Source organism: Paenibacillus intestini (assembly GCF_030803945.1).
Lineage (GTDB): Bacteria > Bacillota > Bacilli > Paenibacillales > Paenibacillaceae > Paenibacillus > Paenibacillus polysaccharolyticus.
On sequence record NZ_JAURUN010000009.1, the window covers coordinates 198,388 to 218,702 of the forward strand.

At 43.8% G+C, this 20,315-nt stretch carries 31 protein-coding genes; 5 read left to right on the forward strand and 26 right to left on the reverse strand.

The window, feature by feature from the left end:
* Positions 1-33: 33 nt before the first annotated feature.
* From J2T16_RS22020 to J2T16_RS22035, 4 genes are all read right to left on the reverse strand, one after another.
* Entirely contained in the window at positions 34-810 is a 777-nt protein-coding gene (locus J2T16_RS22020; protein ID WP_499019259.1) for a ferric iron reductase, read from the reverse strand.
* Between the two features lies 1 nt (position 811).
* The gene (locus J2T16_RS22025) at positions 812-1,852 is read right to left on the reverse strand and encodes an ABC transporter substrate-binding protein (RefSeq protein WP_154887198.1); all 1,041 of its coding nucleotides are present in this window, start codon (positions 1,850-1,852) and stop codon (positions 812-814) included.
* A 157-nt stretch (positions 1,853-2,009) separates the two neighbouring features.
* Complete coding sequence (locus tag J2T16_RS22030) at positions 2,010-2,288, reverse strand: hypothetical protein (protein WP_499019260.1); 279 nt, start codon at positions 2,286-2,288, stop codon at positions 2,010-2,012.
* Between the two features lie 26 nt (positions 2,289-2,314).
* Positions 2,315-2,875 (reverse strand): TetR/AcrR family transcriptional regulator, encoded by a 561-nt coding sequence (locus J2T16_RS22035; protein WP_499019261.1) that lies wholly within the window; start codon positions 2,873-2,875, stop codon positions 2,315-2,317.
* Between the two features lie 186 nt (positions 2,876-3,061).
* On the opposite strand from J2T16_RS22035, the gene J2T16_RS22040 reads away from it, so the two are divergent.
* Both J2T16_RS22040 and J2T16_RS22045 read left to right on the forward strand, forming a co-directional pair.
* Complete coding sequence (locus tag J2T16_RS22040; RefSeq protein ID WP_499019262.1) at positions 3,062-3,763, forward strand: NAD(P)-dependent oxidoreductase; 702 nt, start codon at positions 3,062-3,064, stop codon at positions 3,761-3,763.
* A 125-nt stretch (positions 3,764-3,888) separates the two neighbouring features.
* Positions 3,889-4,260: a hypothetical protein gene (locus tag J2T16_RS22045; RefSeq protein WP_499019264.1), complete on the forward strand. Its 372-nt coding sequence runs from the start codon at positions 3,889-3,891 to the stop codon at positions 4,258-4,260.
* Between the two features lie 42 nt (positions 4,261-4,302).
* Here the strand turns inward: J2T16_RS22045 and J2T16_RS22050 are convergent, their stop codons facing one another.
* The 13 genes from J2T16_RS22050 to J2T16_RS22110 all read right to left on the reverse strand — a co-directional run bounded on the left by J2T16_RS22050 (position 4,303) and on the right by J2T16_RS22110 (position 13,726).
* Positions 4,303-4,797, reverse strand: a complete 495-nt coding sequence (locus J2T16_RS22050) for a DinB family protein (RefSeq protein ID WP_499019265.1) — start codon at positions 4,795-4,797, stop codon at positions 4,303-4,305.
* A 61-nt stretch (positions 4,798-4,858) separates the two neighbouring features.
* Positions 4,859-5,869, reverse strand: a complete 1,011-nt coding sequence (locus J2T16_RS22055) for an LLM class flavin-dependent oxidoreductase (RefSeq protein WP_499019266.1) — start codon at positions 5,867-5,869, stop codon at positions 4,859-4,861.
* Between the two features lie 49 nt (positions 5,870-5,918).
* Positions 5,919-6,671, reverse strand: a complete 753-nt coding sequence (locus J2T16_RS22060) for an amino acid ABC transporter ATP-binding protein (RefSeq protein WP_499019267.1) — start codon at positions 6,669-6,671, stop codon at positions 5,919-5,921.
* Positions 6,668-7,378 (reverse strand): amino acid ABC transporter permease, encoded by a 711-nt coding sequence (locus tag J2T16_RS22065; protein WP_499019268.1) that lies wholly within the window; start codon positions 7,376-7,378, stop codon positions 6,668-6,670. The genes J2T16_RS22060 and J2T16_RS22065 overlap by 4 nt, the downstream gene beginning before the upstream one ends.
* Entirely contained in the window at positions 7,375-8,070 is a 696-nt protein-coding gene (locus tag J2T16_RS22070; RefSeq protein ID WP_499019269.1) for an amino acid ABC transporter permease, read from the reverse strand. The genes J2T16_RS22065 and J2T16_RS22070 overlap by 4 nt, the downstream gene beginning before the upstream one ends.
* Before the next feature lie 27 nt (positions 8,071-8,097).
* Positions 8,098-8,925 carry a transporter substrate-binding domain-containing protein gene (locus tag J2T16_RS22075; RefSeq protein WP_499019270.1) on the reverse strand — a complete coding sequence of 276 codons (828 nt, stop codon included), beginning with the start codon at positions 8,923-8,925 and terminating at the stop codon, positions 8,098-8,100.
* 469 nt (positions 8,926-9,394) lie between these two features.
* Positions 9,395-9,814 carry a phosphotransferase-like protein gene (locus J2T16_RS22080; protein ID WP_499019271.1) on the reverse strand — a complete coding sequence of 140 codons (420 nt, stop codon included), beginning with the start codon at positions 9,812-9,814 and terminating at the stop codon, positions 9,395-9,397.
* Positions 9,815-9,831: 17 nt separating this feature from the next.
* On the reverse strand, positions 9,832-9,975 hold the full coding sequence (locus J2T16_RS22085; RefSeq protein ID WP_499019272.1) for a phosphotransferase-like protein: 144 nt from the start codon (positions 9,973-9,975) through the stop codon (positions 9,832-9,834).
* 33 nt (positions 9,976-10,008) lie between these two features.
* Positions 10,009-10,695 (reverse strand): hypothetical protein, encoded by a 687-nt coding sequence (locus J2T16_RS22090; RefSeq protein WP_499019274.1) that lies wholly within the window; start codon positions 10,693-10,695, stop codon positions 10,009-10,011.
* A gap of 34 nt (positions 10,696-10,729) precedes the next feature.
* Positions 10,730-11,608: an alpha/beta fold hydrolase gene (locus J2T16_RS22095; protein WP_221787092.1), complete on the reverse strand. Its 879-nt coding sequence runs from the start codon at positions 11,606-11,608 to the stop codon at positions 10,730-10,732.
* Complete coding sequence (locus tag J2T16_RS22100; RefSeq protein ID WP_221787093.1) at positions 11,608-12,168, reverse strand: hypothetical protein; 561 nt, start codon at positions 12,166-12,168, stop codon at positions 11,608-11,610. The genes J2T16_RS22095 and J2T16_RS22100 overlap by 1 nt, the downstream gene beginning before the upstream one ends.
* A 31-nt stretch (positions 12,169-12,199) precedes the next feature.
* The gene (locus J2T16_RS22105; protein WP_221787095.1) at positions 12,200-12,925 is read right to left on the reverse strand and encodes a hypothetical protein; all 726 of its coding nucleotides are present in this window, start codon (positions 12,923-12,925) and stop codon (positions 12,200-12,202) included.
* Positions 12,926-13,159: 234 nt separating this feature from the next.
* Complete coding sequence (locus J2T16_RS22110; RefSeq protein WP_221787096.1) at positions 13,160-13,726, reverse strand: histidine phosphatase family protein; 567 nt, start codon at positions 13,724-13,726, stop codon at positions 13,160-13,162.
* Positions 13,727-13,944: 218 nt separating this feature from the next.
* Between J2T16_RS22110 and J2T16_RS22115 the strand changes: the two genes are divergently transcribed.
* From J2T16_RS22115 to J2T16_RS22125, 3 genes are read left to right on the forward strand one after another with little or no spacing between them, the layout of a single operon-like run.
* Entirely contained in the window at positions 13,945-14,223 is a 279-nt protein-coding gene (locus tag J2T16_RS22115; protein ID WP_260510691.1) for a hypothetical protein, read from the forward strand.
* A 27-nt stretch (positions 14,224-14,250) separates the two neighbouring features.
* Positions 14,251-14,415 (forward strand): hypothetical protein, encoded by a 165-nt coding sequence (locus J2T16_RS22120; protein WP_499019275.1) that lies wholly within the window; start codon positions 14,251-14,253, stop codon positions 14,413-14,415.
* An 18-nt stretch (positions 14,416-14,433) separates the two neighbouring features.
* A complete protein-coding gene (locus tag J2T16_RS22125) occupies positions 14,434-14,865 on the forward strand; it encodes a hypothetical protein (RefSeq protein ID WP_221787102.1) in 432 nt (143 codons plus the stop codon).
* A 79-nt stretch (positions 14,866-14,944) separates the two neighbouring features.
* Here the strand turns inward: J2T16_RS22125 and J2T16_RS22130 are convergent, their stop codons facing one another.
* From J2T16_RS22130 to J2T16_RS22170, 9 genes are all read right to left on the reverse strand, one after another.
* Positions 14,945-15,424: a hypothetical protein gene (locus tag J2T16_RS22130; RefSeq protein WP_221787103.1), complete on the reverse strand. Its 480-nt coding sequence runs from the start codon at positions 15,422-15,424 to the stop codon at positions 14,945-14,947.
* Between the two features lie 33 nt (positions 15,425-15,457).
* Entirely contained in the window at positions 15,458-16,012 is a 555-nt protein-coding gene (locus J2T16_RS22135; protein WP_221787105.1) for a hypothetical protein, read from the reverse strand.
* A gap of 52 nt (positions 16,013-16,064) precedes the next feature.
* Positions 16,065-16,448 carry a hypothetical protein gene (locus J2T16_RS22140; protein WP_221787107.1) on the reverse strand — a complete coding sequence of 128 codons (384 nt, stop codon included), beginning with the start codon at positions 16,446-16,448 and terminating at the stop codon, positions 16,065-16,067.
* 55 nt (positions 16,449-16,503) lie between these two features.
* Entirely contained in the window at positions 16,504-17,067 is a 564-nt protein-coding gene (locus tag J2T16_RS22145; RefSeq protein WP_221787109.1) for a hypothetical protein, read from the reverse strand.
* 34 nt (positions 17,068-17,101) lie between these two features.
* Positions 17,102-17,758, reverse strand: coding sequence for a hypothetical protein (locus J2T16_RS22150; protein WP_221787110.1), 657 nt, complete (start codon positions 17,756-17,758; stop codon positions 17,102-17,104).
* A 79-nt stretch (positions 17,759-17,837) separates the two neighbouring features.
* Entirely contained in the window at positions 17,838-18,281 is a 444-nt protein-coding gene (locus J2T16_RS22155) for a GNAT family N-acetyltransferase (protein ID WP_221787111.1), read from the reverse strand.
* Between the two features lie 375 nt (positions 18,282-18,656).
* A complete protein-coding gene (locus J2T16_RS22160; RefSeq protein ID WP_339836821.1) occupies positions 18,657-18,917 on the reverse strand; it encodes a hypothetical protein in 261 nt (86 codons plus the stop codon).
* A 33-nt stretch (positions 18,918-18,950) separates the two neighbouring features.
* Positions 18,951-19,748, reverse strand: a complete 798-nt coding sequence (locus J2T16_RS22165; protein ID WP_090921852.1) for a hypothetical protein — start codon at positions 19,746-19,748, stop codon at positions 18,951-18,953.
* Between the two features lie 75 nt (positions 19,749-19,823).
* Positions 19,824-20,261: a GNAT family N-acetyltransferase gene (locus tag J2T16_RS22170; RefSeq protein ID WP_221787115.1), complete on the reverse strand. Its 438-nt coding sequence runs from the start codon at positions 20,259-20,261 to the stop codon at positions 19,824-19,826.
* Between the last annotated feature and the right edge of the window lie 54 nt (positions 20,262-20,315).

Below are 20,315 nucleotides of genomic sequence, written 5' to 3' on the forward strand. Positions count from 1 at the left end.
CTGACAATCGCGTAGGTATAATCATTACTGTTGTCATTGTAGTTGAGATTCTTTCTCATTGTCAATTTTCGGACATTTGAGGCAATATTCCCCTGACATCTGGTACCAGAAACAGCAGGTGAGCCGATCACTTTTGGCAACATGCACATCGTTCTTACACTCGGTAAAACGGGTTAACGGATTCTTCCTCTCACCAAACACTGGCCCGGACGCTACCTGCGTCAGATAGGCGAAGTCCTCTCGAATGATCTTACGTTCCTGCTCCGTCTCACCTTCATCAGGAGCGAAAAGTCGCCCGATCCGTACCATGATATTCTCCCAGAGAATACTCATCGAAAGGGGTGCAATCGCAGCAAGTGTCTTTAACAGAGGTGTAAGCTGTACCGCGAACATCTCTTGGACTGCCTTTTCCCGCCAAACGTGTCTATCTCCCGTCAGCTCTTCAGCCCGAAGCTCGTTCACCGCTAGAAAAGGAAATCGTGTACCCTCCTCATGTTCTTCGAGCTTCGGATGATAGAGAAAGCTGTTCTCCAGCTGAAAGGTTACATGCTGATGATGAAATGTCATCGCAGTCACGAGCGGAGTCGTCCATAGATAGCCAATTCGCTTGGCTAACATCGAAGCGGCAACCTTCATGTCTGGTGCATCGATATAATGTTGAAACCAGCTGATATACTCTCGGCACGCCTCTTCGTCATGCAGCTCACTCAGCGCAATGCTACGGACACTATGTTGAGGCGGCTCGCCAAGCAAAATCGAATGATCCTCCACCGTCTCTTTCCATGCGTCTGTCGAGAGATATCGGCTCATATTAGTTCGATCCGAGCAGGGCTTCCGAAGCCTGATCTACAATCAGATTAATCGCAAGCGGTCCGTAGTATGCGATCCATAGTGTGGAGTTTACATCATACGTGCGGTTATTTTTCACAGCATCCAGAGACTTCCATACCGGATTGTTCACCATCGCTTCTGCTTCTGCGGCAAACAGTTCATCCGACAGGACAAAATAACGATCTGCTCCAATTTCAGGGACTTTCTCCATCGAGATTTCTACGGAAGTATCATCCTTGATTCCTTCAACAAGTGCAGGCATTTTCAAGCCCAGGTCATTATACAGAATGCCGCCTGTGCGGTGCTCGATGCCATGAACGCGAATACCTTCTTTACGCGGACGAATCAATGCTACCGTCTCATCACCCAGCTTCTCAGCCAGTTTTGTTTTCATTCCTGCCACTTTCTCTTCATACGCTGTGCGCACTTTCTCTGCCTCGTCTTGCTTGTCCGTAATCTTAGCTACTGTAGCTAACGTATCACGCCAGTCTTCGTAGAAATCCAGTACCAGGGTAGGTGCAATTTTGCTTACACTCTCATACTGCTTCTCTTGGAAGTCGGTCATGATGATCAGATCCGGGTCAAGTGCAACAATGGCTTCCAGGTTAGGCTCGTCCCGTGTACCCAGCACTTCAACGCCACTCGCCTGATCACCCAAGTATTCTGGAAAATCAGTGTTACCTCCAGCGATAACACTACCTGCCGGCTTTTCGCCAACCGCTAACATTTGATCCAAAAACTTAACATCCAGCACGGCCACTTTCTTCGGTTTTTCGTTTAGAGTGATGTCACCCTTCATACCCTTGATCGTTACTGGAAAAGCGCCGTCGGTCTTCGTCTCTGTACTTGCAGGTGTATCCGAAGGCGTTGCCGCGGATTGTTTACCGCTATCTGTACCTGTTCCGGCACCGCACGCCGTCAGGACAAGAATCAGGGCCAACATCAAGCCCATCAGTAATCGTGATTTGTGAGCAAGATAGCCTTTGCTTCCGGCTGCTTGCCCGTTTGTTCCTTGTTTCATTTGTAAATCCCCCTTATGTATACTAGTGATAATGATTTTCATTATCGAAACATAAAGAGAGTATAAACGATCTGTGTATCGTGTTACCATGTACTTTTGCGACATTTCAGTCGGACTAATGCGACATCGTCATTGATATTTTACCTACACCTATCCACTATCCGCCTTTTAATTTCTCAGCAATGTAAGCCTGAAGACGGTAAATGTCTGCAAGAAGTTCTTCTTCCTCCGGCGTATTGCCATACTCCCCCAGCCAGCGCGGTGTACGGAACTGCCAATCCTCTGTCAGGTACTGCTTTTCATCTCGATACTCCCTAATATGTCCCAGGAAATATTCCAGTGAGCCGAAGGATTGTTTCTGATTATCGTTAATGATGGATTGTGCGTTCTCAATGATAGTATGTAACATTTGCTCAATATGCTCTTCTGGATTCATAGTGGATCTCCTCCAAAGGAATATTTTTAAGGATTCATATCCAGATTTCGTTCAAGCATTGCTCCTATACGTTCAGCCATTACGGAAGGTGGGAGAGGTCTTTCATGCGTAAACCACCATTCGACGACCCCAATGATCGCTCCCCCCACAAACTGAACCTCCACAATCTGGTCTTTCATTAATTCGGTGTTCATAACAGCTGGTTCGCTCTCGTTCCCGTTCTGTAATTCATGAATAAAAAAGTCCAGAAACTGCTTACGAAAAAAAGAACTGCCTTTACTCGCCAGCAATGCGTAGAAAAATAAAAAATGCTTCTCAAAATACTCAAACCACACGAATACCATGTTGTTATAACCCGTGTCCATCTCCGTAGATTCACAGATTTCACGCAAATTCTCAATATGCTCTGTGATGAGTTTATTCAGAAGATCGAATTTATCTGTGTAATGAAGATAGATCGTTCTGCGGCTGATATCCGCTTTGTCTGCAATGTCCTGGATCGTAATATGATCAAAATCTTTGTTCATCATCAGTTCAGTAACCGCCGTTTTGATCGCTTCTTGGGATTTGCGTATCCTTCGATCCACCTTTACCACCTTATATCACCCTTTTTCTTCATTGTTAATACACATTTTCAAACCATCTGTGCACAATTGCACGCAATCCAGCCTTTTAGCCATTGTAAGATTTTTATTTACGTATACCATTATACATAGTTGATAAATAATACACTACTGTGCATTAATTCACAGTGAGAAATGGAGTTTAACCATATGAAAATCGCAGTCATTGGGGCTACCGGAGGAACAGGAAAAAAAGTGATTGAACGCGCACTTGGATTAGGGCATGAAGTTATTGCCGTTGCTCGTCGTCCCGAAGCCATTGCTCCAATAGAAGGACTTACTGTTAGAAAAGGGGATGTGTTCGATTTACCTGTTATGATTCAGGCCATTTCAGGGGCAGAAGCTGTCATCAGTTGTATAGGCCCTCCCCTCAATGTATCATCCACCTCCGCCAAGAAGGGCTTGGGTAATCTCAGTGCCGGTTTAAGTACAATGAAGGCTAATTTCTCACCAGGTACGGTCATGTCTGTGGGAATTCCAAATATTATTTCGGCCTGTCAGCATACAGGGGTTAAACGTATGGTGATGCAGAGCGGCATTAATTTGAGCGATGGTAGAGAATTTTCTTATGTCAGCCGTCTCGCCGTGCATCTGATGCGCCGTATTTTTTGGAAGGCCATTCAGGATAAACATATCGCGGAACAAGCGCTCATCCAAAGTGATCTGGAATGGGTCATCATGCGTGCATCCGTGCTTCAGTATGCGGAAGGGAACTTGGAATATACGGCTGGTCCACTCGCTCGCATCAATCCAGTTGCTGCACTTCCTTTTGCAGATTGTGCGGATGGGCTAGTACGTGCGGCATCAAGCCAGCCCGATTGGACCGGAAAAATTGTGAATATAGGGAGATAAGTCGTTCGGATTGGAGGTTCGTTTCATTTCTTATATACTCTATGTAGGTCTGTGTTAAAACCAAAGAATCGATACCCCATAATAACGGAGACATCGATTCATATCATCTAACTATGGGGTGAATCATGAGTATGCAACTAAATAGGAAGTATATCACTACCGTTTTCACTGTTGCCATTATTGCTTTTCCTATAATCATTGGATTTTATATGTTGAACAAGGTTGTCGATGCGGAAAAAATTATGGTCACGAAAACACAAGTTTCTTCTGAGCTTATTACGATACAAGGTGGATTTGGAGACAGTATCAGCAAATATCACGGCTACAACATCTCACATCATGATCATTCACTATTCATCCAGATCAAAGGCAGCCAACTTCCGATTGGAGGTCATAACGACTTCAACATTTCATTCTCTAACACATATGGGAATATTGATGAAATCTACTTAGTAGGGCAGGACAACGCTAAAAGAAAGATTTGGCCTCAGACATAACGGATACCTGCCTTCCCGTCGCTCTCATCATTGCATTTCCTATTACTTCACCTGCTTTTCAACCAACTCTTGTTTGATTCTGCCAATCTGGTCGAGATGGTTCTGCACATGAGCGACAAAAGCAGGAATGATTGCAGCTAGAGATACCGTCTCGCCTTTGAAGTTAATGCCGGTTTTCTCCCATTCTTCGTCGCTCAGCCGCTCCAGTAGTCCTGAGTTGTACTGCACCAGACCATTAGCAATCGTAAGCAACTGAGAAATCTGCTCCTCATTTGCCTTTTGTCCGGCAACCCATGCATCCTGGTTAAACCCAGGCAGCGTCACTGGTGATCCCGCTAATATTTCACGGATGCGGAAGGATACGACGATACTGTGATCCACCAGATGTCCCAGCACTTCCGTAACACTCCAGGAGGAAGGAGAAGACTTCCACCTCAACTGCTGCTCGGTCAAACCTGCAATCTCCTGTTCAATCTCTTCATAAGCGTGTACATATGCCGATATAATGGATTCTGTCTTCACTGTTGTGTTCCCCATGATTACCGCTCTCCGATCTATATAAGTTTAACTACAATACGGATGATAGGATTTGCTATGTTTACACCAGTTCCCCCGTAAATGCTTCTTTCAGCAATTGGAATGAACGTGTTCGTTGTTCAAAATCAGGAATAATCGTTGTAAACACAAAGCTATTCACGTCATATTCCTCCGACAACTCCAGCAGCCGCTTCCGCACCGTTTCCTTGGTCCCGCGTGTAATGTCCGCTTCGCGTTCAACCGCCGTAAATGTTTCTCCCGCCTGTCTTGCGAATTCTGCTGCCTGCTCCAACGTCTGCACATTTATGGTTCTGCCACTCGCCAGCGTTGCACGCACGGTTTTGTGCTGTCCCGCCAGCGCATTCGCCTCTTCTTCCGTATCTGCAGCTATAACCGACAAAGCCAGAATGGCTTCGGGCTCTCCGCCATGTTCCGTGTTAAACTGCGTGCGGTACGTATCCAGTGCAACGCGTGCTGTTTCGGGATCACTGTTGATAAACAGCGCGAACGCATAAGGAAGCCCCTGCTTGGCTGCCAGTTCCGCGCTGGAAACACTCGTGCCCAGCATATAAATACGTGCCGGCTGTCCCGGCAACGGATGTGCTGTCAGTCCTGGCTGCGCATGGGTTTCACCCGCCGGAGCATTCAGGAAGTTTCTCAGTTCTACCAGTTTGTCATCCAGTGTTTCCGGCTCGGCGATTCCCTTTTGTAGCGCCTTTGTGGAACGCGGCAAGCCGCCCGGGGCACGCCCGATCCCAAGTTCAACCCGTCCCGGAGCCAGTGTGGCAAGCACATTGAAACTTTCGGCCACCTTATATGGGCTATAATGCTGGAGCATCACACCACCGGAGCCAATCCGGATTTTTTGAGTCTGAGCAAGCAAATACGACACGAGCACTTCCGGCGATGATCCGGCAACACCTTCCGAGTCATGATGCTCTGCTACCCAAAATCGGTCATATCCAAGTGATTCTGCAAGCTTCGCCAGTTCTACGGTATTTTTCAACGCCTCCGCAGCCGACTGGCCCGGGAATATAATGCTTTGATCCAAAATCCCTAATGTAAATGACATATCTCTTCCCCCTTGGATATTCCTTAATCATGGTTCTAATCCCGTGTTCTTATATGGAGTACGCACTATCCGGCGTAATGCGTTTGAGAAACTGCTTCGTTCGTTCTTCCTTCGGATAGCGGAACAGCTGCTTCGGCTCTCCTTCTTCCACAATGACCCCGCCATCCATAAAGACAACATGATTCGCCACCTCCTGGGCAAAACCCATTTCGTGAGTCACGATGATCATCGTTATGCCTTCCTCCGCAATCTGGCGAATAACCGCCAGCACTTCGCCTACAAGTTCCGGGTCCAGTGCCGAAGTCGGCTCGTCGAACAAAATCACCTCTGGATTCATCGCCAGCGCCCGGGCGATCCCGACACGTTGTTGTTGTCCGCCTGAAAGCTGGCTAGGGTATGAATCGAGCTTGTTTCCGAGACCTACCTTTTCAAGCAAAGCGATACTCCGCATCCGTGCTTCCTCTTTCGCCACTTTGCGTACAGCGACAAGTCCTTCCATGACATTTTGCAACGCTGTTTTGTGCCGGAACAGATTGTATTGCTGGAATACCATCGCTGATTTTTGGCGTAAGGCATGGATGTCCTTTTTGGCATGCTTGCCGTAATCCAAGGTGAAATCACCGAGTGTGATATGCCCGGAGTCCGGTTTTTCCAAATAGTTCATGCAGCGCAGAAGTGTCGTTTTGCCTGATCCACTCGGCCCCAGAATCGCAACAACTTCTCCACGTGCCACCTTCAGATCGATTCCTGACAGTACCTTATTGTCTCCGAAGCTTTTGTGTATTTGCTTGAGTTCAATCATGACACGCCTCCCCGGTTGTACGATCTGAACCGCTTCTCTGCCACTGCGGTCAGTCTTTCAATCATGACGGTCAGTCCCCAGAAGATGAGGGCCGCCGCCACATATGCCTCGAAAAATTTCCAGTTGGTCGATGCGACAATTTGCGCCTTGGCGTTAATCTCCACCACCGAGACCGCAAATGCCAGTGTAGATCCATGCAACATGCCAATCAGCATGTTAGAAACGTTGGGTAGACTGGCTGCAAAAGCCTGTGGCAACACAATTCTGCGCAGCGCCTTTGTCGCTGTCATGCCCAGTGAATACGCCGCTTCAATCTGACCGCGATCCACCGCGAGCAGACCAGACCTTACAATCTCTGACGCATAAGCACCCGCCGTAATCGAGAACGCCAGATAAGCAAAACCAATCAATGGAATGGATGACGAGTTGAACCCAAGTCCGAGTGATGAAGACACGCTGTCAATGATCATCGGCAGTCCGAAATAGATCAGTAGCAGATGTGTAATCATCGGTGTTCCGCGAATAAACGTAACGTAGGCCGTCGCCAGCTGGCTTAGTACAGGAATCCGAAACTGGCGGAGAAGGGCGACCGCTGTGCCGATGATAAAACCAAGTACCACCGAGACCACCGTGATCGCCAGTGTAATCGGGATGACACCGAGAAGTTGCACGAACGCGGTCCATACAAAGAAAGCATCAAAGCTCATATCGGAGCAAACCCCCTCTTCTGCACTTTCCGCTCAAGTACACCGAACACCCTCTCCAGCACAAAACTCAAAACAAAATAAATGAGCGCCAGCGAGATATACGCTTCAATAAAATGACGAGAGATCGTTGCCAGCGTAGACGATTTGCCCGTCATCTCCATGACACCCACACTGAACGCAAGGGATGTGTCCTTCAAGCTACCAATCACCATGTTGGCGAATATAGGCAATGCCGTCACATAAGCCTGCGGCAATACAATCCGGAAGAACGCTTGTGGGCCAGACATGCCCATGGCATAAGCTGCTTCGACCTGTCCCCGATCCACGGAAGCGACGGAAGCCCGAATCATCTCCACCATAAACGCTCCACTATTGAGCGAGTAAGTCATAATGACAAAGTAGATGGCAGGTGCGCGGTTCGCATTAATACCGAACAAACTTAAAATTTCCGGCACGCCGTAATAGAACAAAAACAGTTGAATCAAAATCGGAGTTCCGCGAAAAAAGGACACATACAGCTTAGACAGCTGTTTCAGCACCGGAATATTGTACATCTGCGGCAGTGCCGCGATGGAGCTGATGAGTAGACCAAGCACCATTGCACTAACTACAATGAGAAGCGTAGTACTGATGGTGGGTAAGAGCTTTACAAAGTAGTCGATGACATAACTGAATTCAAATGGTGCACCCATCGTTGCAACCTGCCTTTCCTGTACGTGTTATTTCGTTTCCGATTGCGTAGCGTCAAAGCCAAGCCACTGCTCACTCAGTTTCTTCAATGTACCGTCTGCCTTGATTTCCTTCAGTGCTTCATCGATGCGATCCGCAAGTTTCTGTTCTTCAGGATCATCCTTGCGGAACATAAACAGGGTATCCGATTCACTGAGTGGTGGACCGACCAGTTTCAGCTCGCCGCTTGGATCAATAAGTGGAAGCGTAAAATCCGCTGCTACAAATGCTGCAACCCGTCCAGCCTTGAGCTGTGCGATGGAATCGTTGGCCACACCGCTTGAATACACAATATCTAGTGCATTGTTATTCTGCTTGTTGTAGTTTTCCAGCAAGATGGCTTGTGCGCTAGTTGCTGTCGTTAACACTTTTTTGCCTTTCAGATCATCAATGGAATGAATGGTATTGTCATCTTTAAGAACCGCGATTTTGTTCTTCCAGTGGGAATATGCTTCTTTATTGAATAGATATTTCTGTTCGCGCTCCGGGTTTTTCTCCATCTGATGCGCGACCATGTCAATTTTGTTCGTTTCGAGACTGAGCAACAAGTTCGTGAACTCCATCGTCTGCAGATCGAACTCGTAATCATCAAGCCGTTTATCAATTTCTCTGACTAGTTCTACATCGTATCCCGTCAGCTTGTTATTTTCGTCAATAAAAGCGACATTCGGAAATTGCGTGCCTGTTCCCACAATAATCTTGGTTGGTTCTTTCGCTCCCTCAGCTCCCGATGCCGTCTTCGTGTCTCCCCCGGTGCTGCATCCTGTCAGCGCTAATACGATTGCAGTTGTAAGTGTTAGAAAAGACCATTTTTTCATGTTTTTCTCCCCCGTTATGTGTGCGATTATTTTAAACCACTAATTCTTACATGTTAACTAGGAATTAATTGATCTAAAAATAGCATTCCAACAGGAACATCGTCAACGGGTTTACTTATAGAACAATTCTATATATAAATAAAATATTCGATGGGTGCGATTACAACTCGCCTTAACATTACCATGAGTGTCCATTTGCAATAATATAGACGACTTCTACACTAAACCTGATCGTTATCTTTATCTAACGTGATCTCGGAGAAACAAGCAAAAAACCTAACGAAGAATCGTTAGGTTCAAGATGTCCAACACCCTTATGAAAGTATAACTAGCCGCCCCTTCTCCTTCACTTATCTTCTATATAAGTTGAACTAAAGATGTTTACACGGAGCACTCCGACCACAGAATAACCTTCCCATCGCTGTTATCCCCGGATTTTTTTGGATTCCCTTTTCTTCAACTTATATAGTTATCTTCGACTTAACTTCTTAAATGCCGAGTACTCTTGCCCGGAGTTCATATAACTTAGTATTTTTTCCGCACATGCAGCTGAAGTGAGTTCTTCTGTATTCACATCCAGATCATACTCATCGTAAGCGTATATGTAATCGAACTGGGAATGAGCAAGCCCGATCTCGCGATCTCCCCGGCTCTGCTCTCTTCTGGTAAGTTCTTCTTTGGAGCAGTGTACACCAACAAACAATATCGGATAATCCGCAAGCAAATCATAAAAATCATTGAACAACTTGTCATCGCTGATGACCGTATCCACAATTACATTCAGACCCAGCTCCGAAAACAGTTTAATGGTTGAGAAGTACAATGAACCAATCGGGCCAAATAGGATATCTGACATCACACCCGGCTCCACTTCTCTTGTTGGCTTCATATCGGGATATGTCGTATCTATGAAATGATCATAATTTTGAAAAATTGATCTACGGACAGATGATGCAGCGGCATTTCCCCTTGCTTTTTCATTTCCAGCGCAATGCTTGTCTTGCCTGAACTTGACGTTCCGTTTAAAAAGATAATAAGTCCTCGTTCCATATGGTTCACCCTTATCTATTAAATTGGTGTTGCCTAGCTGAGCTCTTCTCCCTTTAAGATATCCTTTGAAAATTGATCCACAGCGAGCCAGGTAGACACATCTTCTTCTACATACTTCTTCCAAGCGATTACAACATGAATTTCACATACTTCATCCGATCCCATCTGTGACATGGGCACACTAATCCCTTTTCCAGAACTCAGGATGTACCCCTGTGCTTCAACATCAATACCTTCACCATAGGATTTCGGAATCCGATCCCCTTGGTTTCTCCTCATCATTAATAGCGTTCCGTCTTGTGTACCGATATGTAACTGAACCGTTTGATTTTTATATTCAATCGCTTCGAGTCCTTCTCCAGTATCCGATCCACAGTTTGTCCAGTTATATCCCTCTTTCCACGAAGCCGTGAAGCTGCACTCATCAATCTGGTAATCATTCTTTGGTTTGATTCTGAATACAGCTCCCCAGCATTCTTCTACTGCCTGATCGCAAGCAAGTTCTACATCCACTCTACAAATTGCGAGTTCGCAGTCCCATGAGTCGTAGTAATACTTATACAACCACCCACCGCTTTTGAGCTTGGCGCATTCTGTTGCAAGACAGGATTGGTTGGAGACCGAAAGTGAGAATTCCACGGTGCCCAGAGGTGTACAAATAGACGGCATCGCAGGCATCTGCGGTATATCGTTGGTTTCTTTTCCATGAAAAAGCTTCATGTTCTCTCTCCTTTGAATTGTTGCTCCACAGCCATCATTCATTCCAGAATTCAATAATTTTCTGGTTTACCAGATCCGCCTGCTCGTGGTTAATGGCATGACCTGCATCTCGAATGATCTCATAATTCAACTGGTTGCGCTGTAGCCAATGTATCGCTTTTGGATAGTTAGAGAGGATGTCATGTTCCCCGATCAGAAACTTGGCCTTTCCTACCAGTGTGGCAAGTTCCACATCATCAACAAATTGTATCCGGTGTTTCATCATAGACTTGTTGTTGAAATACTTCAGCAAATAAGTCCAGTGTCGCATCAATTCTTCATTCTCGGCAAAGACCGCATAGTTAGGGCCACATAATTTTCGAAGCAGCTTCTCACAATTTTTTTCCGAGAGGAACAATGCTTCAGGCATAAAGGCTTTCATCATTTTGACCATCACTTCAAACGTACTCGATGAAATTCCGCCTGCCAGGCACATGGCTTTTCTGATTCTGTCAGGTCTTTTTAGTGTGTAAAAATAGGACAGATATGCACCATAAGACACGCCGCAAATATATGAATTGTGGAGCTGAAAAGCGTCCATGATGTCATCCATCCATTTCACCTGATCAAACCGTTTGAAATATTCGGCGTTCGGCTCACTTTTCCCCGATCCTCCAATCGAATCTACCGCTATGACATAGAACTTCTTGGAAAGCTCGTTCATGTTGTACATCCACATCATTGCGGCATTATCCGCAGTGCCATGGAACAGTAACAAGGAAGGATTATGCGGATCTCCGGCAGTAATCACATGTGTCTGTCCAAAGCTCGTTTCAATAAATTCCTCTTCAATATGAACAGCATACGATTGCAGCAGCTTGTCATACGACTGGTAGATGAGCTGTCTTCCTTGAGGTGATTTATATCGCTCCATTAGGCACCATTTTCCTTTCCTTTACATGGTTGCTCCTTTTCCTTTTTAACATATTGTCTAAAATATTCCCTAAACACATCATAGATTTCCTGCACTTCAAGGATCTCTTCTTGGAACTTTTCCTGTATTTCTGTTCTTTGTTTATATTCCAGCTCGATGTTAAATTCCTCGGCCTCATAATGAGTTAATAATTCAAAAAAGTACTCACAAGGCTCCTTCACTGCTTCACAACCGTCAGCATACTGTCCAGCTTCCATCAGAAAGCTGGCCCAGGATAATTCTCTTCTGTCGTATTTTATGTACAAACAAGCAATATACTGATCAAAATGTGTATGATTATAATAAGTACAAAAAGGTTCGGAGTGGATGTATTTGTTAACGATCTCAATAGCCGCACCTTGATATCTGATCGTTGCTAATTCAATGATCCAATACGGCGGCTCCTCATATTCCATAATAATGTCATCACAAAACGGGTGGAAGTGTTTGTACCAGATTAATTTACTCTGGAGCATAATCCCAAGCTTACAAGCAAACTCTTTGGTAAGTTCAATCTCCATACATATACTCCTTCTGTAAGCTTAAATAGGACTAACGCTTGCCTATGAATAATTTCGTCTGAGTCCAATGAAGATTATAACCATAACGGTACAACTCGAAGTATGGATACAGGCAGTTTTCTGCTTCCTGCAGACCTTCATAACGGGGCCATTGCAAGTAATAGGCTACCCAATAGTCACAAGCAATTGAATAGTAGGCTTCGCTGAGGATTTCAATCGCTTCATCGTAGTTTCTGCGAGAGCTAAGAAGGTCTCCGAGGGCTTCGTAAACCGCCTCGCTATCTTCTTCGTCCGTGCCTTGGATGGCTCTTTGCTCTAACTTTCCAAGCTCACCCTGTGGTAACACAACCACTTCCTGCACACAGGCCAGCTCTTGTAATGCTTCCATAGCGATATCCGCTGATTCGTCATCTTCTGGCACCATAGAGAACAGACTTTTCAAGCCTACAATGAGCTCCAGACCCCATTTTCGTAACGTTTCCTCGGAAGCAACCTCATATCCACCATTGAAATAACCGGGCACATATTCGCCGGTGAAGTCCTCCGGATTCAACATCGCATAGATCGGACGTATTCTGTTCAAGAAAAGCTGGCCCTCTGGAATCGACTCAAATACCCGTTCAACACCTGCACCCGACGGCATAAACCACTGAAAAAATCCGTACAGATGCTCTGCTTCAACCTGTTCGCCATCTTCTGGCATAAACTCTTCTCCACCCATTGCTAAACAATAGAGGCCATATTCCTGTTGATCCATGCATACTCTCTCCCCTCTTTTTCGAGCAATCCTACCACTCTCTCCATTCTTCCGTAATATCTGCATTCTCCTTGATGTGCATACCAGCCAATCTATCTACTCCAGGGTTTCGTCGGTTTGTCCTGAAACAATTCTTGTAATATCATCCGGGCTATTCCCTCCAGCCGCAATGTTATTTAAATTTTACCTATAACCAAGATGACGTACTAGCTCTCCTGTCGAATCACTTTTTTCTTATTCTTGCCAGAGCCTTCTCACCTTCTCTAAGGTTAGCCCGTCAAATTGTAATTGGTAGATATCCGGTTTCGTAGTCTGGTTCATAAAATGCAATCCGTAACTTGGATCAAATTCATTCATTATTAACGTCATGACATGTCCGTGTGTGCCGATCGCTACTTTTTTCCCAAAATGCTCTTCTACAATCTGTTTCAATACGGTCACAGCCCTATGCTGGCAGACTCTGTTCGATTCTCCTCCCGGTAATGCGTAATCAGGGTCATCAAACATCTGCTGTTCAGCAGATGCAAAATCTTCATCCGCCACAACCCCATCGGAAAAATGTCTTTCTCGCAGATCCTCCATGAGCTGGATTTCTAACCCTAAAGCCGTTGCAACTCCCTCCAAGGTTAAAACAGCCCTGGCATAAGGACTTGAAATGATGGTATGTATTCCTTCTTCCTTTAATATCTCTGTTACTTTAGCCGCACCCTCCCTGCCCTTCAAGGTAAGTCCTCTCGTTCTTTCTGTTCCTTCGTTAAACGGTGACTCCGCATGTCTGACCATGTAAATGATCGTTTTCATAGGTTCCTCCTTACATAATTGATCTGGATAGACATCAATGGCCCAATAGGTCTTAACATTTATATATGTCAAGATGCCTCACCTTGTCTATTACAATGATATATAATAGAGTATCTTTAGAGTTTATTTCCATAAAAGGAGAATTAAAACCTATGAGAATAAAACCTTTGGCTCTGACTCTACTTATTTTCTTATCCTTATTAGCAGGCTGTTCTAGTATGTCTACCTCACACAAGCAAGTTATTGTAGAAACGGCCAAACCCATAAGTGTTCAATATATAAAAAAGTACTATAATGCGGACTTTATTGTAACGGGTCACGATATTGATGCTCCTTACATCCATCCACGCCTATACCTATATGGTTACATCAAGGGACATGAGGATGAACATGTTACCGTTTCCTACGACTATGATAAACAAGAGGTATTCAGTGTACAAGGACCAGGCTGGTTTATAGATAGTCGAAACCCGAAAAAGGACGTACCTTCATCTTAAAATAATCTGCACAGAAAGGATGATATGATGTCTCTTTTCAAAAAGAAATACGTACTGTTCTCCATATTAGGTGTGCTTGTTATCTCTATCGCTACTATCGGAATTGTAAATAATCAATCCAAACCGGATCAAACCGTCTATAATGTAGTCAATCTTCCTGCCAACTCCATCACCTTCAGCGAAGTGGAATAGCTGCATGAGTTTGCCGAATTGATCGTGATCGGTTACGCAGAGGAAGAGTTTAACGATCGCGAACATGTGATCACCGCATTCGATGATGGAGCCATGCAGTCCTTTCACACCAACACCAACATCAAAATTAAGCAGATATTGAAGAAGCCCGAGGATTTCCTTGCAGATCAGAAGAAATTGACAATAATTGAACCTGTCAGCTTGAAAGAAGATGTCAAGTATACCGTTAATCAGTATGTTGAACTGCAGAAGAGTGAACCAAGTGTACTATTTTTAATGAGAAATACCTATGGTGACTATGGATTAATCAATGATAATTTAGGAAAATTCAGCTTGGAAGGCCTCAGCCAGAGCAGCTTACCTGAAACCGCCACAGCACAGGAATTATCCGAATACGCAGCATTTCGCCACTCGGTTATGAAGAAGTACAATTTAGGACAGGATTCTTAATCAATCTCATTGGTCATAAAAATACGTTTGATCAGATCAGCCCCAGAATAGGGGCTTTTTTTATAGTTCATGCCGTACTCTACAACTTTTTATCCCGATCATATTCCATCAATTTCTCCTCAATGAACGCCCATGCGCTGTTCAGATCTCGGTGAACCCAATCAATGTCGTCAATAGACTCGTCACTATATTCTCCCAAAATCAAAGTTCGTATTGCCTCTTCCGATTGTTTGCCTACAACAAGTGCTTCTGGGAAAGGAATTCTCCCAGACTTGGCTTTACCGATATCAAAAACACGCTCGATCAGATCGCCCCATTCGTAGACCAGCTCACTAAAGTCCAAAATCAAACCGTCTGGTCCCCAGGCTTCAACTGCTGCTTCTCCGATGGCACACATATAAATAGCATCTGAATTCCCAGATGAACCAAAACCATACTCACCCATGAATTTTAAGATCATGATGCTACAGTAATTAACGGCTTGGGAATCTCCCATATGCACTTCATATTTCAAATCACTAAGCTCTTCCAGCTTCAACTGCTTGGTTACAATGTCCATACAATCCTCCATATATAACTTCATATTACTCTTCTATCCGAACCAGAAAATCACGCGTACATCTTGAGGCTCTCCTAACACGGAAAGCTTCGGGATCGTTTCATAAATAAAATCGGAACATACCTGTTTAACCTCTCTATATTCCATAAACGCATCACAATAAAAGCGCTCGTCCCATTTGAACTGCATAAGCTCTTCTAACAAGAGCCAGCTGTGGTCATAGAAGTCATCTTTACTCTCTAATGCCACTTGAAGCAGCTCGGGAGAAAGATCAGCCGGAAGACCTCGCGGGGCATCTATAAACTTAAGATTACGGTCATTTCTGGTATTGGACAAAATACCAAACAGATCGTAGTTTCTAACTCCGCTGTAAAATTGATATGGATTGATCTGTACGAGTTGAGCAGCACGCTCTTCCGGGTACAGATGGTAGTTGGGATTGACCTTCCAGTGATCCTCGCTAACCCAACGGGCTGTGTCCTTCAATTCTTTTTCACTTTTCGGGATTTCGACCAGGCTGCCATTTGTCCATTGATACTCTCTTCGGTAGTGTTTTTTCTCTACATAAAACCAAATATCTGTCCCCATAACTCCTCCTGACCTTACTACGACTTTGTCGAATCATCGACTTCTACCTCTTTTAAATACGTTGGTCCAATGCTATGATTTCACCTTTCCAGTTCAAACTTATGACTTCTTTGTCTTTCATTAAGCACCAGTCAATGATCTTCCCTATCAGTCGTGGTGTAACTACGCCATCGTTCCATACGGGTGTTCGAACTCTTCGGTGACCCATATAATCTGCAGTCCAACCTTCAAACTCTTTACCGATAATCACTAACATTGGGACCTCAAGATGACCTCTAATGCACTGTCCCACCTCATAAGCGACAATAAATTTTCTATCCTCAGAAATGATATGTAGTTTCATGATCCCTTCATCGTCCAGATCCGGCTTTACATACCAAAAAAATAATCGATTCGCACGAATAATACTGCGTTTATGTTTCTTGCTTACACCCATCCATCCACCTCTCGACACGGCGCATCCAATCGCTGAACTCATTCATGATGAGCTGTTATTTTTTCATATAATTATAAACTTTAAAATCATCATACTTCACATAGAATCCTTCTTTGATAAGCATCTGTTCTTCCTTCTCAATTCCAAAGGAAAAAGCTGCGCCTGGACCAATTCCTGTCTGACCTACTGCAATTTCCTTCCCATTCTTATCGTACAATTTCATATTAGTGTCCATGGATGTACTAATCCCCTCGTCAGTAAAGTATCCATTATATATAAATGCTCCCGAAGGATTGTTCATATTAAAGATCGTTCTAAACGAAAAATAAATATCGTTACCTCTGTTTACCACATCCAGTAGCAGAGTCGAGTTGTGGATCTCGGCTGCTTGGATATCTTTTTTCATGGGTTCATCGACATTAAAATTAATCCATTCGGGTTTTACAAAAATTTCAACAGGAATATGTTCTGATCTCAGCGTGACGGTATACCCATCTTGGTTCAAAACCTTCTCTGTTATTGCCTCGCTTGGGGAGTCTGACTTGTAATACTGATATATAAATATCGCAGCTACAATCACGATAACCGTTGAAAGTAATGCCCATCTTTTGTTATTCATATCTGTTCCTTTCCTTTTCGATGCTTAACTCAGACTATATGCTCATCCCTTCAGCCATTTGAATTAAAGTTGCTGCGGACTGCTGCTGCCCAATCAGTTCATACTGTAGTGCTTTTCCGCTGCTTCCAACCTCAATCCAGATCAACCGGTCCATTCCGTGATTCGAAAAATAAAATGCTTCTGCGCCCCGAACGCGTAGCGGTTTCACCTGAGACAATTCATCCTCAGATAGGTAAACTCGGCTTTTGGTTGTGCCAAAAATGTGAAGGGTCAGTGCCCCTTCTCCTTGATACTGGATTCGGATACCTACAAGTTTGTTGTTTGGATGCAAATCACGGATCACGACCTGCTGTCCTGTGGTTCTGCTCTCTTCAGCCATAGCTTCAATCTCATCCGGTGTCAGATTATCGAATCCATAATAGACCTGAATGCTCTCAACCCCCGCATGGGCCGGAAACTGCGGCTGCCACTCCGTCAGCGTTTCCTTCAACTGCTCCAGTCCGTGCTCCCATTTAACGGCAGCATAATTCGTCTGCTGGGTGAATTGGTGCTCTCCAGCATTTGCAATGTAAATGGCCTTTCCATCACCGGGTTTCAGAGTGCGTATAATTTGATCTACGACGTAATCACTTTCCTGCGCTTCCATCTGAATTCTACCAAGAAAATCACCGTTTCGATTATTAATATCCAACCATGATCACCCTCCAACGTAGCTATTTTTGATCCATCCGATTTATCAGGCCTAATCAATTAAACCCACCCATGCTGTATCACATATGTAATACAAATCCTGTCTTCCTACCCTTTTTAAACCCTGCTCTCGCATAAAAACGATGCACTTCTTCTCGCTGAGAACCCGTCATTAACATCAACTTATAACAGTGCTTTTGCTCGGCGATATCCTTAGCCTTTTCAAGTGCCAGTTGACCCAACCCCCGCCTCCTGTAATCCTTATGCGTTATTACATTTTCGATCAATCCATAGGGTCTAGCATTTCTAGTCAGATTTTTAATAATAACTACAATACAAGAAGCAACAAGTACACTTTCATGTTCCACAACAACAATGTGCATATTCTTGTCCTGCAGCATTTCAGCCCAATGATCTGCCAAACCTTGATCTCTGTTTAGTTCAGGATCATTCGGTTGAAGAAACGTATACAGCAATAACAAATCCTCTAATTCATCTTCACGAATCAAACGAGCTTGAGTCACACCATCCCACCTTCTTTTACACCCAATTATCTATTATTTATTCAAATATCTCTTCGTGACGTTGCTGCCCCGGTTCACTCAACATTTAATCATCGTTCATAATAAAACATGACATTTCTTCTCTATCTTGTCAATTCAGAAAGTCCAGTTTCGCTTACGTCAGGATTTTTGTCAAAGGTGAAGCGTGGCGCGTCTATGGATAGGTAAGCCGCATAGGGGCGACTTGCTGCTCTAGTTGGTAGCACCTTATGAAGAAGCCCCGCGACAATGAATCGCGGGGTTCATGTTTAACATCACAGTTGTATGGATGAGATGTCAGCATAGATGTGACTATTTTAAAAGATGACATCCATGGTTCAGTTTTTTATTCTATTTTCATTGTTGATTACCCTTTATCTCCTGAACAACTTTAAATGCACACTTCAAGCAACTCAATAGATTTAATTCAATGCCCGTCTTTTCTCTAAATGTTGTATAAATGATTTGAGCTATTTGAGTTTCGTTCGTTGCTGCGTTTACTTGTTTGCATATCACTTTTATCTCAATATCATATTCATTACTTGGTGCCCCACCAGCCAGAAGTGCAAGTGGGTCCCATGCGTTGATAATCCTTGTGAGTATTTCTTCAGTCTTCAAATAGACCTCCATATTAAATTTTATAATTTCATATTATTTCTCATTATTTTTTCTAAATATTCTCTCAATCACGTTGCTTTTTTTCTTAATGACAGGTTCATCCTGGAACTTTGCGCTAAGCCAGAATGAACCAGAAATAATGCCACCGACTATCATTTCCTTGTTAACGAGTTCTTGATCAATGACAACATCAATCTCCCCACCTAATGTTCTGACTAATGCCCAGGTGAAACGTAGCTTCGACTGCTCATTAACAATCTCTGCCGTTTCTACGATTCGCCCAGTAAAAATGGCTGTTGCACTTGGCGTACCTTCACTATCAAATAGTCCGGATGGGATAAAAGATTCCACTGCAAATTTCAATTCACTATCTTGGGACAGGTTAAACTCTTCTTCATCTTTATAGATCGTCACTTCATGTGCGAATGCAGATAATTGTACATGTATACTCTGAGGAGTCAGAATTTGCCCGTAGACGCCTCGGTTAGGTACATCAAAAACGAATGGATAACTCCCAGATTCCATCGAATCATCGGGTTCAGCCCAAGCATGAAAACTGCCATCTAGTTTATTGTTTTCGTCTGGCTTTAATTCTGCAGTAAGTCCGATATTCATACGAGATGAACCTGAAAAATGTGGATTCAATCCGATAACCTGATTTTTTTTATCTATTTGAAGCCATATCTCAATCCCTTCTCCTGCCAGAGCAAAAGCATATTGCCCATGTTTAGCTTTAATTCTGGTTCCTGTTGAGAGTGCATACTCGGCGATATTTTCAAAATCTTCTGGAGAATGTACACGAAATCCCAATGTGGTCATATGATTTACCATTTATGCATAACTCCTTTGTATATTTACGTTGTCTGTTATGTTTCGCTTTGTCTAATACTCATCCATTGGACTGATTCACCTTACCGCTTTAGTGAAACAATAGGATAATCTATCAAATCCTTTAGATTCATAGAATTCATGTGCTTTTGTACGTTGAAATCCACAATTTAATATCATGTAAGAAAGTCCGTTCTTTGAAGCAAAATCCTCGGCATGGTCAATTAATTTAGTGCCTATTCCTTTTTGTTGAGCATTTTTTTGAACAACCAGACCATTAATTTGTAAGTATCCTATCTCATATTCCAATGCCATGATTTGCACCATTGAAATACAACCAACTACCTTGTTATCTGATACGGCGACTATTATTTTGTAGTTTTCATCTGAATTCAGTCTTTCGATCCGTGCAGATATATTATCAGAAGTAACAGTCGGACTGCCTAAGTCATTGTTCCATAACATGACTACATCAGAATAGTCCGTCTCTCGGATTTCTCGAATCACAACGTCCATGGTTAACCTCCGATCTCTGAAATGATACCTTATATTATTGAACCTACGAGGATT

Coding starts and splice junctions, on each gene's coding strand:
- J2T16_RS22170 (WP_221787115.1), bottom strand. CDS start 20,261: ATGGACGTTGTGATTCGAGAAATCCGAGAGACGGACTATTCTGATGTA.
- J2T16_RS22090 (WP_499019274.1), bottom strand. CDS start 10,695: ATGAAGCTTTTTCATGGAAAAGAAACCAACGATATACCGCAGATGCCT.
- J2T16_RS22080 (WP_499019271.1), bottom strand. CDS start 9,814: ATGAAGCCAACAAGAGAAGTGGAGCCGGGTGTGATGTCAGATATCCTA.
- J2T16_RS22120 (WP_499019275.1), top strand. CDS start 14,251: ATGTCTCTTTTCAAAAAGAAATACGTACTGTTCTCCATATTAGGTGTG.
- J2T16_RS22020 (WP_499019259.1), bottom strand. CDS start 810: ATGAGCCGATATCTCTCGACAGACGCATGGAAAGAGACGGTGGAGGAT.
- J2T16_RS22055 (WP_499019266.1), bottom strand. CDS start 5,869: ATGTCATTTACATTAGGGATTTTGGATCAAAGCATTATATTCCCGGGC.
- J2T16_RS22025 (WP_154887198.1), bottom strand. CDS start 1,852: ATGAAACAAGGAACAAACGGGCAAGCAGCCGGAAGCAAAGGCTATCTT.
- J2T16_RS22085 (WP_499019272.1), bottom strand. CDS start 9,975: ATGGAACGAGGACTTATTATCTTTTTAAACGGAACGTCAAGTTCAGGC.
- J2T16_RS22135 (WP_221787105.1), bottom strand. CDS start 16,012: ATGGGGACAGATATTTGGTTTTATGTAGAGAAAAAACACTACCGAAGA.
- J2T16_RS22050 (WP_499019265.1), bottom strand. CDS start 4,797: ATGGGGAACACAACAGTGAAGACAGAATCCATTATATCGGCATATGTA.
- J2T16_RS22145 (WP_221787109.1), bottom strand. CDS start 17,067: ATGAATAACAAAAGATGGGCATTACTTTCAACGGTTATCGTGATTGTA.
- J2T16_RS22075 (WP_499019270.1), bottom strand. CDS start 8,925: ATGAAAAAATGGTCTTTTCTAACACTTACAACTGCAATCGTATTAGCG.
- J2T16_RS22065 (WP_499019268.1), bottom strand. CDS start 7,378: ATGAGCTTTGATGCTTTCTTTGTATGGACCGCGTTCGTGCAACTTCTC.
- J2T16_RS22110 (WP_221787096.1), bottom strand. CDS start 13,726: ATGAAAACGATCATTTACATGGTCAGACATGCGGAGTCACCGTTTAAC.
- J2T16_RS22140 (WP_221787107.1), bottom strand. CDS start 16,448: ATGGGTGTAAGCAAGAAACATAAACGCAGTATTATTCGTGCGAATCGA.
- J2T16_RS22115 (WP_260510691.1), top strand. CDS start 13,945: ATGTCTACCTCACACAAGCAAGTTATTGTAGAAACGGCCAAACCCATA.
- J2T16_RS22030 (WP_499019260.1), bottom strand. CDS start 2,288: ATGAATCCAGAAGAGCATATTGAGCAAATGTTACATACTATCATTGAG.
- J2T16_RS22165 (WP_090921852.1), bottom strand. CDS start 19,748: ATGGTAAATCATATGACCACATTGGGATTTCGTGTACATTCTCCAGAA.
- J2T16_RS22130 (WP_221787103.1), bottom strand. CDS start 15,424: ATGGACATTGTAACCAAGCAGTTGAAGCTGGAAGAGCTTAGTGATTTG.
- J2T16_RS22105 (WP_221787095.1), bottom strand. CDS start 12,925: ATGGATCAACAGGAATATGGCCTCTATTGTTTAGCAATGGGTGGAGAA.
- J2T16_RS22060 (WP_499019267.1), bottom strand. CDS start 6,671: ATGATTGAACTCAAGCAAATACACAAAAGCTTCGGAGACAATAAGGTA.
- J2T16_RS22040 (WP_499019262.1), top strand. CDS start 3,062: ATGAAAATCGCAGTCATTGGGGCTACCGGAGGAACAGGAAAAAAAGTG.
- J2T16_RS22045 (WP_499019264.1), top strand. CDS start 3,889: ATGAGTATGCAACTAAATAGGAAGTATATCACTACCGTTTTCACTGTT.
- J2T16_RS22070 (WP_499019269.1), bottom strand. CDS start 8,070: ATGGGTGCACCATTTGAATTCAGTTATGTCATCGACTACTTTGTAAAG.
- J2T16_RS22100 (WP_221787093.1), bottom strand. CDS start 12,168: ATGGAGATTGAACTTACCAAAGAGTTTGCTTGTAAGCTTGGGATTATG.
- J2T16_RS22095 (WP_221787092.1), bottom strand. CDS start 11,608: ATGGAGCGATATAAATCACCTCAAGGAAGACAGCTCATCTACCAGTCG.